The following is a 17,289-nucleotide window of genomic DNA, read 5'->3' as shown; positions in this document are numbered from 1 at the left end:
TACCCTCCGCCACGTGGAGTTGATTCCGTCTAGGACGGTTCGGGCGCGATGCTCTCGAGCGGGTACCATGTTCCAATGGCTGTGCTGATTCCGGTGCAGGCACGATCTATGCGTCTCGCGGTTCACGACCTGGGCAACAATCACATGGGAAGTCTGGCGGTAAGTCTGCTCCTGGAGAAGGAAGATGCTGCGTCTGGGAAGGCTGTCGAGAAACCTGGAAACGACTAGAGTGATTCCAGGTTTCCGCAGGAGATGTCCCGATGAGGTGGGGGAGAGAATTGATAATGAAGCAGATTTCCTTTGGATTTCACAGGCCGTTCATGGTCGCCGGCAGGGCTGTCCAGATTCTTTTAGCGACAATGCTGATCGCTCCGATCGACGCCCAGAACGTAGTAGCGGATACTGCGCCGCTCCCTCATCAGCCCTCGGTGACGATTCAGGTGGACTTAGCCAAAGCAGTCGGCGCCTACAAACCAATCTACAGTTGGTTCGGGTATGACGAAATCAACTACACCACCGCGCCGCATGGAAGAGAGCTTCTGGGTGAGTTACACGACCTTAGTCCTGTGCCGGTCTACATACGCGCGCACCACCTGTTGACTTCAGGCGATGGAAGGGCGGAGTTGAAGTTCAGTTCGACCAACGTCTACTCCGAAGACGCCGATGGCAAGCCGATCTACGACTTCAAGATCCTGGACAGCATCTTCGACGCTTATCAGGCGGCAGGGGTGAGGCCCATGGTTGAACTTGGTTTCATGCCCAAAGATCTGGCAGCAGATCTTCCTAATCGGCACGAGCCGTACCAAGTACACTATCCGCAATCTACGGTGTCCGGTAAGAGCAATAACCCACCGAAGGACTACGGCAAGTGGGGAGAGCTTGCACGCGTCGTCACGGCGCACCTGGTCGAACGCTATGGCAGGGAGAAGGTGTTGACCTGGTACTTTGAAGTTTGGAATGAACCCGACATTGACTACTGGCACACTACACCTCAGGAGTATTGGAAGCTCTATGACTATGCTGTCGCAGGGGTGAGGGCAGCGTTGCCTGGCGCTAAAGTGGGAGGACCGGCCTCGACCAGCCCGGGAGGGCCGAAGGCAAATTTGTTTCTCAAAGGCTTTCTCGAGCATGTGAACTCGGGCAGGAGTGCCGCGAACGGAAGACCCATCCCGATGGATTTCATATCGTTCCACGCCAAAGGGTCGCCAAAGATCGCAGACGGTAAGGTGACCATGGGCATCCATAGCGAGCTCAATGATGTCGACAAGGGCTTCTCACTGATCGCTTCGTATCCACGGTTTAGGAGTCTTCCTATCATCCTTAGTGAAGCGGATCCCGAGGGCTGTGCTGCCTGTTCCTCGAAAGTTAATCCAGCGAATAACTATCGCAACGGCACTCTATATCCCGCATACACAGCTGCCGCTTTCAAGGCGTTGTTTGAATTGCAGGACGAGCATGCAGTCAACCTGCTCGCCATGCTGAGCTGGTCGTTTGAGTTTGAAGACAAAGACTACTTCGAAGGATTTCGCTCGCTCGCCACGAACGGTATCGACAAGCCGGTATTGAATGTCTTTCGGATGTTCGCACTCATGTCCGGCAACCGCGTTAGTGTAAACAGCTCCGGTAAGGTTCCGCTGGACACCTTGGTCAGCACCGGTGTTCGTCAGGCGCCGGACGTCGATGCGCTGGCCACCCGCGGTGATCACGAGGCCGCCGTGCTGGTGTGGAACTATCACGATGTCAATGCCCCAGCTGAGGCGTCTCCCACTGCTGTGACTGTCACTGGATTTCCGGCCGCCGTGCACAGAGTGCTGCTGGAACATTACCGGCTGGATGACACGCATAGTAATGCCTACACACCTTGGCTCGCGATGGGCTCGCCACAGCATCCAACGGCTAAGCAATACTCCGACCTGAAGGCTGCCGGCCAACTGCAGCTTCTTACGTCACCCGAGTGGATTGATGTGACGAATGGACAAGTGACGGTCGAGACGGAAATGCCCAGACAGGGCATTTCTTTGATGCACTTAACATGGCAACCTGAATCGAAACGCTAAATCTAGTTGCGAGCGCCCAATATCGTGCGCGTGTGATCCTGATGGTGGGTCAGCTTGTATCCAGTCAATTTCGTGCGGCGGCTTCTCGTTGCTTTACTGTGCAACAACGAATACGACGCTTTGTAATCCAAGAGTGGGAAACGCGAGGTCAAAACTTATGTATGACAACTCTCTACCAGTTCAGCGCACGATCTCACGGCGTAGTTTCTTCAGGAACGTTTCAGCGGCGTCTGTCACGTTAGCGCTCCAGCCAAACCTTCAAAGTCTGTTGGCCGAGGAGCAGAATAGTATCTACCGAAACCCGATCATGGGCGGAGATCATCCTGATGCAAGTCCCATAAGGGTGGGTAATGATTTCTATCTCACTCACTCAAGCTTCGACTATGCTCCCGGCCTGCTCATCTGGCATTCACGGGATTTGGTGAACTGGCGCCCTGTGGCCGCCGCTTTGCATCGGTATTACGGCAGCATTTGGGCTCCTTATCTCTGTGAGTACAGCGGGCATTTCTACATCTACTTCCCGGCCAACAACCGGATAAACGTAGTGCATGCGGCACACCCCACCGGCCCGTGGAGCGAGCCGATCGATCTTGGGATCGCTGCGATCGATCCTGCACATATTGCAGAGAACGGCCGCCGTTTTCTGTACACAAACGGAGGCCAAATGGTGGAACTTACGCCGGATGGCCTTGGCGTCAAGTCAACGCCTCGTACCGTCTTTGAACCGTGGCCAATTCCGACAAGCACGCGTATCGAATGTACCTGTCTCGAAGGCCCTAAGCTTCTCGAGCATAATGGCTACTTCTACCTGAACGTCGCCGAAGGCGGTACAGGTGGTCCTGCCACTAGCCACTCGGTCATCAGCGCCCGCAGCCGGCACGCGGATGGACCATGGGAGTTCTCGCCCTATAATCCGATAGTTCACACACAATCCAGGGACGATCGATGGTTAAGCTTAGGCCACGGCCGCCTTGTCGACACGCCAGATGGCAAGTGGTACATGACAGTTCATTCTTATGAGAATGGATATCGCACTCTTGGGCGGCAACTGCTCCTGCTCCCCATCGAATGGACCGCAGATGGCTGGTTTCGCGTTGTTCCGGAGATCGCAGCAGATTCCGACATCCCGATGCCGATGTCCGGCACGATCCAGCAGGCATTCGCGGATCCGTCCGATCAATTTGACACTCCGGAGCTTGGACTTCAGTGGGGTTTCTGGCATGAATACGATCCGGCACGCTTCGAAACAGGAAAGCATTTCCTTCGACTGGCCGCTCGCGGTAAGGGGCTTAACGATTCGTCTGTTCTCACGGCTCCGGTTGGTGGACATGCCTACACAATCGAGGTTGAGGTTGAAGTGGAATCGGGGTGCGAAGCGGGCCTGCTTCTTTTCTACAATCCCGAGCACGCGACCGGCATCACGCTGACATCGACGGGAGTCAACGTACGAGTTGCCAATGGTCTTATCTTTAGCCATCAAGGCTTAGGATCTTCAAGGGCTACTCTCCGCCTTGTGAATGATCGGCAAGAGATCGACTTTTACTTCCGTCTCGATCAACAGCCGTGGAAACGCACTGAATACTCGGCGGAAATTTCAGGTATGCACCACAACGTGTTGGGTGGGTTTCTGGATGTGCGGCCCGCGCTTTCAGCATGGGGAACCAACAACGCAACCTTTAGGAATTTTCGGTATTGGCCGGAAGCCAAACTACCCACCTAATGCCGTTGAGATTTCGCTCGATTCTCTTCAGCTCTCCATTTTTGACGAAGGAAGATGCCTGGAAGCGCATTGCCGGGGAGTGACCAAGATCCCCACTATGGCCATATCGGGGTAATCTCAGGCGATCCGAAGATGTTTGGCCGAGTTTGTCTGGGCACGAACGGACGTGGAATACCTACGGAGATCCCCTCTAAGCGCTGCCGTGGCGGTTGTTTTCTGACATCGCTCTCGTAAGTCCCTTTGATGTCCGCATGTTGAAGCCCGTCCGCTACTCCAAGTGGGGATGACGGCGGAGATAGGGAAGTTTCGAAGCGGGCCTGTTGATTCCACAGACCGAAAGCTCTCCGTCAGCATAGGTTTAGGGTGGAATCTTTGGTACAATTGAATCACGGAACGGTGACAGTTTCGTGGTTCACGTTTGCTTGCCAGAGGACAGATTGGTGCGTTTTGTCTTACGGTCCATTAGCGTCGGAATTCGGTTAGATTCCGTGGAAATGATGGAAGCAGGAGAAACAGTGGACAGTAAGAAAAGCCAGTAAACTCTGTGACTTGCGGGAAATGGTCGCAAATGCAGAGGGGACGTAGCTCAGTTGGTTAGAGCGCTGCCTTCTAACAGTCACTAAGAAAATAAAGACTTTACCTTCTTGGTGTCTGTGTTGGTGTCTACTCTGATAGGCTATTGGCCTTACGAGGAGGAGATTCCAATGCCTGCTCTGAAGCCCCGCAACCCCCATCGCAACGCTCCCGAATACGCGGATCGCGTTAACCTCATCAAGAAAATCAAAATCGGCAAAGAGTGGCGTTTTGCCCCTGTAGTTCCCGAAGCCAACGGACGGCTCAAGGACAAGGTGCGCGTCAACGGCCAAGTCGAAGTACACCTCGAAGGCTCCTACTTCATCGAGTGGTGGGTATCGGGACGCCGATTCCGCGAGACGACGACACGCGAAGATGCCATCGAGTGCGCCCGCCACAAAACGGTCGAGCTTCGTGCCATCCGTGCGGGATTGATTGCCTCACCCGAACCCCAACCAGAGGCCGAAGCGAAGACGCTTATCGGAGACGCCATCGACGACTATCTGAAGTACGTCAAGATGCAGCGGAAGAGTCGGACCTTCCTTACCTATCGCTACACCCTCGACGTTCTCCTGCGGGCTTCCTACAAGAGAAAGTACGTGGAGGATGCCACGCGGCAAGATGCTATCGACTTTATGACGTACTGCTATGAGCAGGGGTTGGGAGCGCGCACCGTCTACGACAAAGTGGTGACGGTACTCCAACTCTTCAAACGTCATGGACGCGAGAAGCTGCTGGAAAAGGGCGACTGGCCCAGCTACGTCGATACCATCCGCCCCATCTATGAGCCGGAGGAGCTAACAGCGATGTTCAAGGTTGCGACCGAAGACGAAGCAGACATGCTCAAGTTCATTCTTGGCTCCGGGTTCCGCGACCAGGAGATTCGGTACGTCGAATACCTTGATCTCGACTCCAACCACGATCTTGTGCGCGTCACGGCAAAGAAGGAATGGGACTTTACTCCGAAAAACTGGGAGGAGCGGGTTGTGCCCTTGCCTCATGTGTTGGTCGAACGGTTGAAGAAGAGGAAGGAGCGCAAGAAGGCCCGGCCTCACGATCTCATCTTCGGCAACACCAGAGGCAATCCCGATAGCGAGATGGATATGGTTGTGAAGCGCGTCGCCCAACGTGCCGGTTTGAACTGTGGGCGTTGCGTGACCGAGCATGGCAACAAGTGCGCGGAAGGACCATATTGCATGAACTTCTTCCTGCACAAGTTCCGGCACACCTTCGCTACCAATCACCTGCGCGACGGAGTAGACATCCGCACCGTGCAGGCATGGCTTGGACACCGCGACATCAAATCCACGATGGTTTATCTCAAGGGCATCCGGTCGAAGGATGCCGCGCACAAGGTCAACAGCGGCGAGCTGGCGACATTGGTCGCGTGAAGCCGGCCAGATATGGCCGCGCCATCAATCAGTAAAGTAAGCAACCGCCTTAACTTCTCATTCTCATTGCCAATTGCATGTCTATCACCACGTCTGCGAGCTTGTCGATCATAACGCCGTCGCTCGCAGATGGAGACAATCTGATTGTCCATACGCCGAATGGAGATATGTTGTAAAGATTAGAGCCCCCAATCAACTCAGGAGCTCGCAAACTTTGGCGATAACTGATTCGACCCGCCATCGAGGAAGGCGTTTTTCTTTGATCAAGGTCTCGGCGTTCTACGGCGCCAGTCTTTGGCTTTAGATGTTCACAAAAACTGACATCAGGAGCTTTGATGCTACCCATCCAGACACCTTCCGAACGCTCGCCTGACAGAAGACCGCCCTCCGGTACGACATAAAGAGTGACGCCACGTAGCCGCAGATAATATTGGTCTGGGAATAGTTCTCGGGGGATCTCAAATGTCCACGAAGCCCACGGAGTTGGTTTCCGACCCGCCCTGAACCTGTCTTCTCCTAGCAGTTTTTTCAACGAAATGGTGTGCGCATACCCTTGATCAACCTGGCCAAATTTGACAAGAAAGGCAATTGCGTTACGAACCCACAAGAGGCTTAGATCATAGACGCCGGGAGAGACCTTCTCTCCTCTTATAGCTGCGGTCACCTCGTTTGGTAGGGGCTCGTCATATCCGTACAATTTGCTTAGCCCGTCAACTCCAACTTTAAGTCTTGCCAGCGCGTCGCGAAAATCGCGATGGAACAGTAGTTCAAGGCGCTTCATCCGCTCTCGATAGTTAAGTGCACCACCAGGTTGAGTGTAGGAGGCTATACTCGCCTCCGATAATCTTCGCGCAACCTCCGTTCTTCTTTGACGAAACCCAATGTTGACTTCTTCCCAATTCATTTTGCTAGCGCTGGCCCTAGATTTTGCCCCGACCGCAACCCCCCCCCTCAATGTCGCAGCCTGAATATTGATGAGATTGGCTTGTGCCAGATAAAGGTTGTGATAACTTGACGTTGTTGCGGCACTCTGTTCGAGGTTCGATGCCAGATCGGTCTTCCCGTTCCAAGTATAGGAACTTGGATTGGTATTCTGCCACTGATTATCATAGTCAGCAAGCTTAGATAGCCACGCTTGCAATTGCGTCGTCCCGGACTGTTCTTCGATCGTCGAATTGTCGAAATAGTTAGCAACGAGTTGACCTAGCTCTTGGTATTGTTCCAACACATCGTCTCGGGAAAGACTATCGGCATCCGCGAGCGCGGCTGCCTCGATCGCGGTGTGCGTATAGTATCCCGCAGCAGTTTCGTCGTCGTGGATTGCGTCCAATTCAAGATACTGCTGAATTGAAAGCCCAACACTGAAAGCATTTCCTTGAAGGTCATTCCATTCCTTTCGAGACGCAAGTGCTCGTTCGAGTAGATCGGCGCTGGAGTTTATTAATGATTCGGCCTGTTGCAGACGAAAGGTGAGATCTTCATCGACTGGAGCAAATCGGAAGCTCTCTTCAATCGAAGTCGCGGGGTGCAACGCTCCACCGAGCACGGTTGAATCAGCCCCGTAGAGAGATTTCGCGCGGCTTTGAACATCAGCCCAACCCTTGCCGTGAGACGCCAACGGCTTTTTAGAGGCTCTAGCCGCATCCGACCGCTGCTGTGCAGCAGCAGCTTTGGATCTCAGGTCATTCATGCGCTGAGAACTATGAGCAGCGCCTTCGCTCGCTTTGGTCTTTAGCGCGTTTGGGGGTTCGTTCGTTTTGGTGTCACGGACGGGAGCGGCTCCTGCTTGGAATGCTGAAAGCGAAGACGGTGCGGCAGTAATCGCGGTAGCTACTGCCGCAGCCTTCAGAAGTACGTTTCGTCTCGTTGAATTCTCTGGCATGTGAATCTCCTGAAAGTTAATTCTTTTGGAACGATTTCATCTAGGTGCGCGCTCACTTCCAATCGAGTTTCCGTATGGATTGTTTGAAGCGGGACGCTCATCAAGCGAAGGTGATGCAGTTTCTGTAGAGTCTAGTAGTCCCAAAACCACTCCGGCTGACGCTTCGGTGTATTTCACTGCAGTCTTGATTCCCACGAGCGTCCCTGCCGCGATGATCGGACCTAACTCTTTGTAAATGGCGTCCTTCGCGGCTTCGTATGCCATGTCTTTAAGCTTGTCGAATGCTTGTTTCGCTCCCTCAATTGTGAGTTCCGCCGTCGCTTCGTCTTGACTCCGTTGAAAATCAGCATTAATCTGACCGACTGACCGGTCATTCCCACTTGCCGCCCGCAGACTTGGCCCAGGTGATCCCTGTGAGAGATAAGTGCTTGGGTCTATCTTGGCCGGAAACCCTTCAATCGAAGACTGGTTTCCAGGTGCAGGTGACACTGTCGGATCTTTGAATTGGTCGTCACCAACTGGGTTATCACCTTTGGGGCTTTGGTCGGTCGGAGATGGACTTCCTGCCGTAGCATTATCACCTGGTGACCCTGCCTGTTGTCCTTGGTTGGCACTCGGGATCAAACCGTCGGGCTGAGCTGGCGCAAAAATATTCATCGAAAAGTCAGTGGCGATCCCTTGATTCCCCGTCATCCCAAGGGCGCTGCTGGCTACATCAACCCCAGGACTGAAGTCTCCTGTGCCGGTTCCCGTATTCGTATTTTGGTCTGTACCATTTCCGGTGTCGCTATTGTTTCCGGGGTCGCCTCCATTACCTGGATCACTACCATTTCCGGGGTCAGCTCCATTGCCGGGATCGCTCCCGTTTCCGGGGTTGGCTCCGTTCCCTGAGTTATCGCCGTTGCCGCCCGCATTGCCGCCATTTCCGGCGTTACCAGCATTCCCGCCATCGCCGCCACCTTCACCACCACCGTCGTCCATTGCGAACATAAATCCCCTTATCTGGATTACATATTCTGTGGTGCTCCTCGTGCCACGGCTCCCAGTAACGCTCAACGACTGCCGTTCCCTGAAGCTCAAGGGACGAGTTGTGAAGTATGTGCCAGTTTGAAAGTTGCAACGGCCATCAGTGCGAGACTTCCAACAACCAAAATTCCAGCGCCAATCAAGTAAATGGGCGTGCGCAAGAACAGGCCACAGAGGCTTGTGAGACTACCTACGAGGGACAATATGATTGTGCATCTCATTAGGGTAAGCACCGTCTTGATCGCTTTATCCGTGAAATGCGACTGATGCTCCAGCGCGCGTTTCGATCTGAATGTCGAAAGAAGTACGGGAGCTAAGGTAAGCAAAATTGCTACCCCAAACAGCCCAACGTTGACCGCCAGAAGTGTACATAAGACTGTGACATAGTCCGGGTTTCCCATTTTGTTCCTCCACTATTCGATCATTGGTAAATGCTTTGAGCCAATTCACCATAGCGCAAGATTCTGCTGTGATGACAGCGGGGGCCATGTCATGCGGTTGTTTGCTTTTTAGCTTGAGGCACAAGATTCAGAAGGTAAGAGGCCGATGCTTGAACGACTGACCGAGCGCGTTGGCAAGAACAGACAGCGGACGCGCTACGCGGGGCGGCAGACGTAACCAACGCTGCAGCAGTTGTTGCACGGCAAGACTCTAGGTCGGCAATGTCGAAATTCATAGTCTTCGAGCTCGGCTTGACGAAAAGACACAACCGTAGGACCACAACAGAATTTGACTCAGGGGCGAGCGCAATTATTACTCTTGCAGGTCCTGTCGTCAATAGAAACCTGCGGGCCGCTCTGTACGATTTACCACCGAATGACACCCGTCAGGTTCGGTTGTGGAAGTGCCGCGTCCGGTCACCTTTCTTGATGTGTTTGCTTGTCTGTACTGTAGATTGCCTTCGTTTGCATCTCCCCATACATCCAGGTTTCAGGCTTGTCGCTCACTGTCACGGCCACGTGGGCGCCATTTCCATCCGCGCCGATGGAGGTTCCGGGCATTGAGACTCCTGTCGAGGCTCCACAGCACTATCGTGAATTTCCAGGCGGGCGCCGTGCTGCTTTGATAGAAGCCACGATACCCTCACCCTTTTATTACGATCTGAATGCAATCATCTTTGCTGGCCACAGATACGGATGGTCCCTCGCACCAGCGGCAGAATTGTGCCAGGGCCTGCATACAGGAGGACTCCTTACCGCATGACCGAGGAAGACGATCTTTGAAGTCAGCGAGGACCGTCGCCTTCGCCGCCTCGGCATCGATCCCACGGCGACCAGTCGTAGATTCATCTTGAGCTGAAGCGAAGGTTTGTAGCGCGGGAGCCTGGAATAGTCCGCGCCGTCCGGTGGCGAGAAACTGCACCGCCCCCCCCGTTTATAAGCCAGGACCTGTTCCAGTGTTAGACTTCCGTGTGTTCTGGGTTACTGAGAATGAGAAAGAGAGTGTCCCGTGCTCCATGCGATTACAGCCGTCAAACAGAACGTACAGAAGGCGATCGACAACGCCATCACCGCCTTCACAGATGACAATCCTCTCGTCCAGCGGGAGATTAACGACGTCCTCAACCCCGCCAACGAGGCACAGCGCAATCAGTACCGTCTTCAGATCCTGGCAGCCTTGCAGCAGGCCAAAGCGGAGGCCGCAGAAGAGCCCCCGCCGGAGTCGGGCGATTTTTACGTTTCCCGCTCTCCCAACGTAGGACTCGCGCAATCCGCTATGAATGCCGCGATCGAGCAAAACGCTATCACTGTGAATGCCATAGCGGCGGCTCCGTTTGAAGCGTTCGGGCCCCTTGATCCGGGATGGATCGAATGCATCATAGATGGCTTTAAGACGCTGCTGTCAGGAAAAGCGTCATTCATCCAGTACCAGAACCTGAGCGACTTTCTCGTGGCAGTACCGGATAAATGCACGATTGCGCTTGTCGCCGACTGGGGCGCGCATAATTCGACCGCGAAGCTTGTCGCCGCACAGATCCGAGCAACGAGCCCCGACATCTGCGTTCATCTGGGAGACATTTACTACGCCGGCCAGGAGAATGAGGCTGAGGAGTTCCTCGCGGGCTGGCCGATGGCAGACCCTGCCACCGGTAAGATTTCAAGCCACTCAAGCTTTGCACTGAATGGCAACCATGAGATGTTCAGCGGCGGCAAAGCTTACTTCGGCACCGTTTTGGGCGCCTTCGGGCAGAAGGCGAGCTTCTTCGGCCTGCGCAATACGAAGTGGCAACTGTTGGCGTTCGATTCTGCCTATATCGAACAGCGGCTACTCGGACCCGCCGACGCCACAAGGATAGATGCACGCCTGCTCAGCCAATATAACTGGCTACTCGACAAGGTGAAGGGGAATACGGCACAGCAAACGATACTCATGTCTCATCATCAACCGTTTTCGGCGTTCTCCCAGGAGAACTCCGATGGTAAGCCTCTTAAGCAGGATGCTGAAAACTTCTTCACCGCGGCAGGCGTCGCTAGCGTCTGGGCCTGGTTCTTTGGCCATGAGCACCGATGCACGATCTACGATGATTCCTTATCCGGATACCGTGCACGACTGATCGGAAACGGCTGTATCCCGCACTCCCCGCCCAACCCAGCGAACCTGCCCGATGCCGGTTGCCAGGGTTTCAAGCTCATGAACGCGGGCACGAATGCGAATGGCGATGCGCTTTCCGGTTTCGTGCTCCTGAAGCTTGATGGGCCGTCGATATCTCTCCAATATGTCAACGAAGACGGCACCATTTTCTTCACGGAACAGTGGACACAGGTCTGATTCGCCCTATGCAGCAACGCGCGCCGACCAGTCTCCGCAAATTTCTCGGTTTACGAGGACAGGCCAATGCGCTCATTGAGGAGACCTTGGCCTGTGTTCCTAGTGGTTGTCAACAAGCGGGAAGCATTCGGCTGCGGCTACCCCGGTTACGAAGCGGAAGCGCGCGAAATACGGGGTTTGGACAACTTCGGTTGGCCCGGACTTCAACTGACCACCGCCGTCGAACTAAGCTGCGCTCGATGCCTCGGGCGAATGCCCAGCCTCTCGCAGTGGATTCTTCTTGGGTGGGAGCGACGGGTCTCCATACTTTAGGCGCAACCAGTTTGCGACCTCGTGGGGATCGAAGCGGACCGCGCCGCCAACCCGAAAGCTCGGGAGCTGACCTCGTGCCGCCATGCGGTAGATGTGTTTGTCGTCCACTCCCAGGAGTTCGGTCAGGTCGGAGACTTTCATTGCTCCGTGCCGGGATTCGAGTTCTTGTATCAAATTGAGACTCACGCTGCATCCTCCGGTTCAGCCCTCGCGGATTGCCTGTCCGTTGAGCTTTAGCCACAGCACGCCCGTGAGTCCAATACTTTATTGCGATGGACGGCCATGCTTAAACGAGATGGGGTCTCGCTGCGTCTCACTATTGCGCTTTCGCCGGGTTGCCTGGGAAACGCACAACTTTTGTTGACCAATTTGGTTCTAATTGAAGTGAAAGAAGTTACGGGATGAAAATCCCGTTACGGCAGCACCACCGCTCAATCGAGTTTCGGGGGGCATGTCCAATGAGTGTTTACGATTACCTTGAGTTCAAACACCTCAAGAGCATTGTCGCAATCGCGGAAGAGGGCACAATCACCGCCGCTGCGACGCGCATCGCGTTAGCTCAGTCCGCGCTTAGCCGGCAGATCAACGAGCTAGAAGACGCCCTTCACATCCAAATATTTGAGCGGGACCGTGGCGGAATGACCATCACTCCCGCCGGCGAATCGCTGCTCCGATTCGCCCGCGAATTGCTCCAAACCCGGATAGATGTCGTCAAAGCGGTTCAGGCGATTCACCAGGCGACGATGCGGCCGTTTCGACTCGGCTTCACCCCATTCATTGAACACCAGGTGATTTCGACGGTGTGCGACGCCTACCGGGACTTGTTTCCGAAGGGCAGCATTCATCCCGAGAACGGCGACACGGAGGGCGTAATCAAACGCTTGCGAGCGGCTGAATTGGACGCTGCGCTCGTGACCCTTCCGGTGCTACCAGATGGTTACTGCATTCAGCCTGTGATGCACGAGCCGTTGGTGGTCTGCATTCGCAAGGACGATCCTTTCGCCGCGCAAAGCGAACTGCCCGCCGAATCCTTGAATGGAAGACTAGCCATTTTCAGCGACCCAAGGCACCATCCGAGGGCACACGAACGACTCTTGGAAATGCTGGAGGGGCAAGGAATAAAGCCCAAGATTTCCAATCCCACATTCAATTCGGAGCATGTGCAATGGATGGTCAGGGAACGTCTTTGCATTGCACTAATACGTCAAAGTGAACCCTTACATGAGGACCTGACGACCCGGCCAATTGAGGGCGTCAATTGGACCATTGATTCAGCGATTGCCTATCGGGAAGAACACGATCAAGAGGCTCTTCCTTTGTTGCTCCGCGACCTTGAGAAGCGGTTCTCCGTTGCGGAGCCAAGGCCGCACAAGAAGCCACCACAACGAGCGACGGAGAGGCAAGAACAGCAGCGGTTGTCTTTCGGCGGACAAAATAACAAATCCTCGTAAGACTTCTCATGTTGCGACTCATCTTCATTGCCATCTCGTTTAAGCATCGCCATCCATCGCAATAAAGTATTGGACGAGAACGAAGATCCCGCCTAATGTCTCGGCATATCCCGACTGAACACAGTCGCAGGAGGTGCCGATGTCCCGCAACATCCGAATCGTAATTCCGCTGAAGACGGTCCAGGTAATTCGCAGATGGATTCATCCATTCGCATTGCTTGCCGCCGTGTGCCTTTTCCTCCCCATCGCCGCGTATGCGCAATCCGGTTCGCCGTTCGATAGCGGACTCACTTCACTTCAAACCCTCTTCACCGGCACGGTCGCAAAGGTCGCCAGTCTGATTGCGATTGTGATTGGCGGCTACGGCTTCGCACACGGAGAACCCGGCGCGAAAAAGACGCTTGCCGGAGTCGCCGCGGGCACGGGAATCGCGGTGATGGCGACGAACGTACTGAGCTGGCTGTGGGGAACCTAAACACAGCCGCTTTCAACCTCTCAATCGTTCGCGCCAACTTCTCAAGTGTGAGGGGCTTTCATGCAGACACACACCACAAGCCGCCGGAGCAACCGGGTCTTCAAGAGCCTGCATAAGCCCCTCACGTATTTGGGCGTCGAGCGCACGCTGTTCTACTTCGTCTGCGTCGGCGCGGTGGGCACGTTCAACATTTTCAATTCGATTCTTGCCGGTATTGCCGTCTTTATTGGGGGCTATGCCTTCGGTCATTGGGTGACGGCGAGCGACCCGGCATTTCTTCGCATCCTCGCTAAATCCGAGAAGTACAAGCTCCGCTACGACGCGGCCAAACAGGGCGTGCCCCGCGTGGAGGTAGTCTGATGCTCCGCCTCGATAGAGTCCTCAAGCCGTGGAGGGAGAGCGCGTCTCTCAACGACCACATCAACCTCTATGGGTTTTGGAACGAGACGACGTTCCTTACGAAGTCTGGCGATCTTGGGATGGTATTGCACGTCCCCGGCGTGGACTACGAGAGCCTTGACCACGCGGACCAGGAGTATGCGGTCAAACGGCTCGAGGCCGCCTTGAAGGCTTTTGGTCCCGGCTTCCATGTCTATCAGTACCTCTTCAAACAGAACCGACCGGAGATCCCGTTTGCAAACTATGACGATCCGGTCGTAGAGGCCGCAATCGAGCAGCGGCGGCAGTTCTTTGAAGCCAAGCGCGACCATCTCTACCAGGTCGAAATCTTCTACTGCATCGTCCTCGAAGGGGCGAGATCGAAGACGGGCGTAGGCGTGGCACTCGCCCGCCTTTTCAAAGACCCCGCTGGCGCGGTTGGCGAGCTGCGGGCGCAGTTCACCAACAACAGCATGAAGACTCTGCTGCGGACGCAGATTGAAGCCGACTTGGCGAGATTGGAGCAGCGCGTCCAGGCGTTCGCCCGACAGCTTGTGGACTTCATGCAGATCGAAGTTCTTAGCCAACAAGGGCAGCTTCGGTTCTTTCGCCGGCTGTTGAACTTCGACGAACGGCGCATCGCGGGCAAGCCGCAGTCCACGCAGTTTCTCGACTATCAAGTAGTGAACTCGAATATCGAAGCCGAGCGCGATCATCTTCGCGTCGGCGACCATGTTGTCCGTGTGCTGACTATGAAAGAGGCCATCACCGAGACGCGGCCTTTGGTCTTGGACTCACTGTTGAAGATCGCGGGCAACTTCTATGTCGTGACCGAGTGGACGCCGCTTGCAGCGGACAAGGCGCGGAAGGAAGTCACCAAGCGCCGCCGCCACTTCAATATGTCGAAGACCGGCTTTGTGTCGCAGATGGGTAGCGATGCGACGAAGACAAACCCGCGCGATGTATTGGTAGACGAGTCGAAACAGGCCGACATCGAGAATCTGGGCGACTGTCTGCGTGCTCTAGGCGACGGCCAATCGCTGGGCGATTTCTCGCTCACGATTGTTTTGTGTGGGAAGGCAAAGGCCGAGCTTGACCAGCTCGTGGGGGAGTTCACCAGCGTCTTTACCAACGCCGACGGCAATCTCTTTGTAGAGACCTACAACCAGCTCAACGCTTACTTCGCCGCAGTGCCCGGTAACTACGCGCTCAATCTCCGCAGGCTGTATCTGCTGAATACGAACTACGCCGACCTCTCGTTTCTGTTTACGATCCTGCCGGGCGAGAAGACAAACGCGCATCTCGGCACGGAGTACCTTGCTGCGCTCGAAACGGACAACAGCACGCCGTACTTCTTGAACCTCCATAACGGCGAGGTCGCCCACACGCTCATCCTCGGGATGACAGGTTCAGGGAAGAGCTATTTTTGCAACTTCATCCTACAAAACGCTCAGAAGTACGCGCCTCTGACATTCATCTTCGACATTGGCGGCAGCTTCCAATCGCTCACCACGATCTTCGGTGGAAGCTATTTGAACGTGGGCCAGGAGGCACGCGACTTCACCATCAACCCGTTCTCGCTGCCCTACGGCAAGGAGAACCTGCAATTTCTCTTCAGCTTCTTCCGAGTCCTTATCGAGGGCACGGAACAGCGTTACCGGCTCGACTTCAAGGAAGAACGCAAGCTGTGGGACGGGATCGAGAGGATGTACATGCTGGAGCCGGACCAGCGAACCGTCTCCAACTTCGGCAACATCATCGGCGAGTTGAAGGAGCGGCTGCACCGCTGGACTCGCGGCGGGCAGTACGGCTTTCTCTTCGACAACGCCGAGGACACGCTTTCGTTCAGCCAATTCCAGACATTCAACTTCGCCGGCTGGGGCGATGCGCCGGAGGTGTTGGAACCACTGCTCTTCTATGTCCTGCATCGCGCCTCGAATGAGATCGCCGACCCGAAGAAGCTGGCGACCTTCAAGATGTTCCTGTTGGACGAGGCTTGGCTCTTCATCAAGAACGAGACGATCAGGAACTACGTTGTCCAGGCGCAGAAGACGTGGCGCAAGCATAACGCCGCGATGATCCTCGCTACCCAGTCCATCAAGGAACTTGAAGAGTCGGGCATGTTGCAGATCGTCTCCGAGAGCTGCCCGACAAAGATATTCCTTGCGAACCCGGAGATGGACAGGGGCGTTTACCGCGAGGCATTCCACTTGAACGACACGGAACTCGACCTGATCGGCGGCCTTGTCCCACCGGGGCAGATGCTCATTCGTAAGGCGCAGTCGAGTAAAAAGGTTCAGTTGAACGTCGATTCGGTTTCGCACTGGATGGCGACCAACAACGCACGCGACAACCTCAAGAAGCGCGATTACTTCGCCCGCTTCGGTATTGCTGACGGCCTGCGCCGTCTCGCCGAGGACTTTCCCTTCCGGCCCCGCACGATGGCCGTCACCGTCACCGACAACCGCAAAGGAGCAACCGCATGAACCGCACCCTCGTCTTTATAGCCGGGATCGCCCTGGCCCTCCCCTCCGCTGTGGCCGTCGCGCAGGACGCGACGGCACGCACTGTCCAGTACCACTCGCAGGACATCGTTCCCATTCGTGCCAAGCTGAAGTACACCACGCTCATCCAGGTTCCGGCGACCGAAAAGATCATGGAGGCGGCGACCGGAGACAAAGATTTCTGGGTCGTGGATGTGGTCGGCAACTTCTGCTTTGTCCATCCGGCCAAAGCCGGCATTGCCACGAATCTTAACCTGATTACCGACAAGGGCAACATCTACTCGTTCACGCTGCAGGATGTCTCCGGCACATCGACGGCGCCGGATCTCAAGGTGCTCATCCAGCCAGCCGACCAGTCCGCCATCGTCGCATCGTCCGGTCCTCCTCAATATGTGCCTACGGCCCAACTGGAGCAAACGGAGCAGAGACTCGCTGCGCTTCAATCCCATGTAGGCCAGGCGGTCGATGAGTACAAGAGCGCGTACCCCATGCAGTTGAAGTTCGATTACAACTACAAAGCCAACGAAGCTCCCTTCGATATTCAGTCGATCTATCACGACGACAAGTTCACCTACATCAAGACCAATGCGCCCGAGAAGTTTTCGGTGTACGAGATGAAGGACGGCAAGCCGAACCTCATCAGCTACGACCTTCGTGATGGCACTTACATCATTCCGAAGGTGATGGACTCGGGCTACGTCGAGTTGGGCAAGAAAAAGATGGAATTCACGCGGAAGGGGTAGTGCCATGC

The 17,289-nt window shown here is 55.1% G+C and carries 12 protein-coding genes; 9 read left to right on the top strand and 3 right to left on the bottom strand.

All coding sequences use genetic code 11. From position 1 onward, the window contains the following. The first annotated feature begins 284 nt into the window (after positions 1-284). From GSQ91_RS16315 to GSQ91_RS26135, 3 genes are all read left to right on the top strand, one after another. Positions 285-2,057, top strand: a complete 1,773-nt coding sequence (locus GSQ91_RS16315; RefSeq protein ID WP_254064638.1) for a beta-xylosidase — start codon at positions 285-287, stop codon at positions 2,055-2,057. A gap of 157 nt (positions 2,058-2,214) precedes the next feature. After that, positions 2,215-3,777, top strand: a complete 1,563-nt coding sequence (locus GSQ91_RS16310; RefSeq protein ID WP_158822824.1) for a family 43 glycosylhydrolase — start codon at positions 2,215-2,217, stop codon at positions 3,775-3,777. A 704-nt stretch (positions 3,778-4,481) separates the two neighbouring features. After that, positions 4,482-5,741, top strand: coding sequence for a tyrosine-type recombinase/integrase (locus GSQ91_RS26135; protein ID WP_158822823.1), 1,260 nt, complete (start codon positions 4,482-4,484; stop codon positions 5,739-5,741). A gap of 49 nt (positions 5,742-5,790) precedes the next feature. Here the strand turns inward: GSQ91_RS26135 and GSQ91_RS16300 are convergent, their stop codons facing one another. Next, positions 5,791-7,623: a hypothetical protein gene (locus GSQ91_RS16300; RefSeq protein ID WP_158822822.1), complete on the bottom strand. Its 1,833-nt coding sequence runs from the start codon at positions 7,621-7,623 to the stop codon at positions 5,791-5,793. Between the two features lie 36 nt (positions 7,624-7,659). Beyond that, positions 7,660-8,613 (bottom strand): hypothetical protein, encoded by a 954-nt coding sequence (locus GSQ91_RS16295; RefSeq protein WP_158822821.1) that lies wholly within the window; start codon positions 8,611-8,613, stop codon positions 7,660-7,662. 1,485 nt (positions 8,614-10,098) lie between these two features. Here GSQ91_RS16295 and GSQ91_RS16290 point away from each other — a divergent pair. Next, positions 10,099-11,418, top strand: a complete 1,320-nt coding sequence (locus GSQ91_RS16290) for a metallophosphoesterase (protein ID WP_158822820.1) — start codon at positions 10,099-10,101, stop codon at positions 11,416-11,418. 225 nt (positions 11,419-11,643) lie between these two features. Here GSQ91_RS16290 and GSQ91_RS16285 read toward each other — a convergent pair whose 3' ends face one another. Beyond that, a complete protein-coding gene (locus GSQ91_RS16285; protein WP_158822819.1) occupies positions 11,644-11,871 on the bottom strand; it encodes a helix-turn-helix domain-containing protein in 228 nt (75 codons plus the stop codon). 317 nt (positions 11,872-12,188) lie between these two features. Here GSQ91_RS16285 and GSQ91_RS16280 point away from each other — a divergent pair, with 317 nt between their 5' ends. The 5 genes from GSQ91_RS16280 (at position 12,189) to GSQ91_RS16260 (ending at position 17,281) form a co-directional block, all read left to right on the top strand. Then, complete coding sequence (locus GSQ91_RS16280; RefSeq protein WP_158822818.1) at positions 12,189-13,181, top strand: LysR family transcriptional regulator; 993 nt, start codon at positions 12,189-12,191, stop codon at positions 13,179-13,181. 139 nt (positions 13,182-13,320) lie between these two features. Next, positions 13,321-13,656 carry a TrbC/VirB2 family protein gene (locus GSQ91_RS16275; protein ID WP_158822817.1) on the top strand — a complete coding sequence of 112 codons (336 nt, stop codon included), beginning with the start codon at positions 13,321-13,323 and terminating at the stop codon, positions 13,654-13,656. Between the two features lie 60 nt (positions 13,657-13,716). Continuing rightward, on the top strand, positions 13,717-14,016 hold the full coding sequence (locus GSQ91_RS16270; protein WP_158822816.1) for a VirB3 family type IV secretion system protein: 300 nt from the start codon (positions 13,717-13,719) through the stop codon (positions 14,014-14,016). Further along, on the top strand, positions 14,016-16,520 hold the full coding sequence (locus GSQ91_RS16265) for a VirB4 family type IV secretion system protein (RefSeq protein ID WP_158822815.1): 2,505 nt from the start codon (positions 14,016-14,018) through the stop codon (positions 16,518-16,520). The genes GSQ91_RS16270 and GSQ91_RS16265 overlap by 1 nt, the downstream gene beginning before the upstream one ends. Continuing rightward, entirely contained in the window at positions 16,517-17,281 is a 765-nt protein-coding gene (locus tag GSQ91_RS16260; RefSeq protein WP_158822814.1) for a TrbG/VirB9 family P-type conjugative transfer protein, read from the top strand. The genes GSQ91_RS16265 and GSQ91_RS16260 overlap by 4 nt, the downstream gene beginning before the upstream one ends. Positions 17,282-17,289: the final 8 nt, after the last annotated feature.

This window comes from Granulicella sp. S156 (genome assembly GCF_009766105.1).
GTDB lineage: Bacteria > Acidobacteriota > Terriglobia > Terriglobales > Acidobacteriaceae > Granulicella.
The sequence above is the reverse complement of the archived record's forward strand: the minus strand, read 5'-3'. Positions and strand labels throughout refer to the sequence as shown.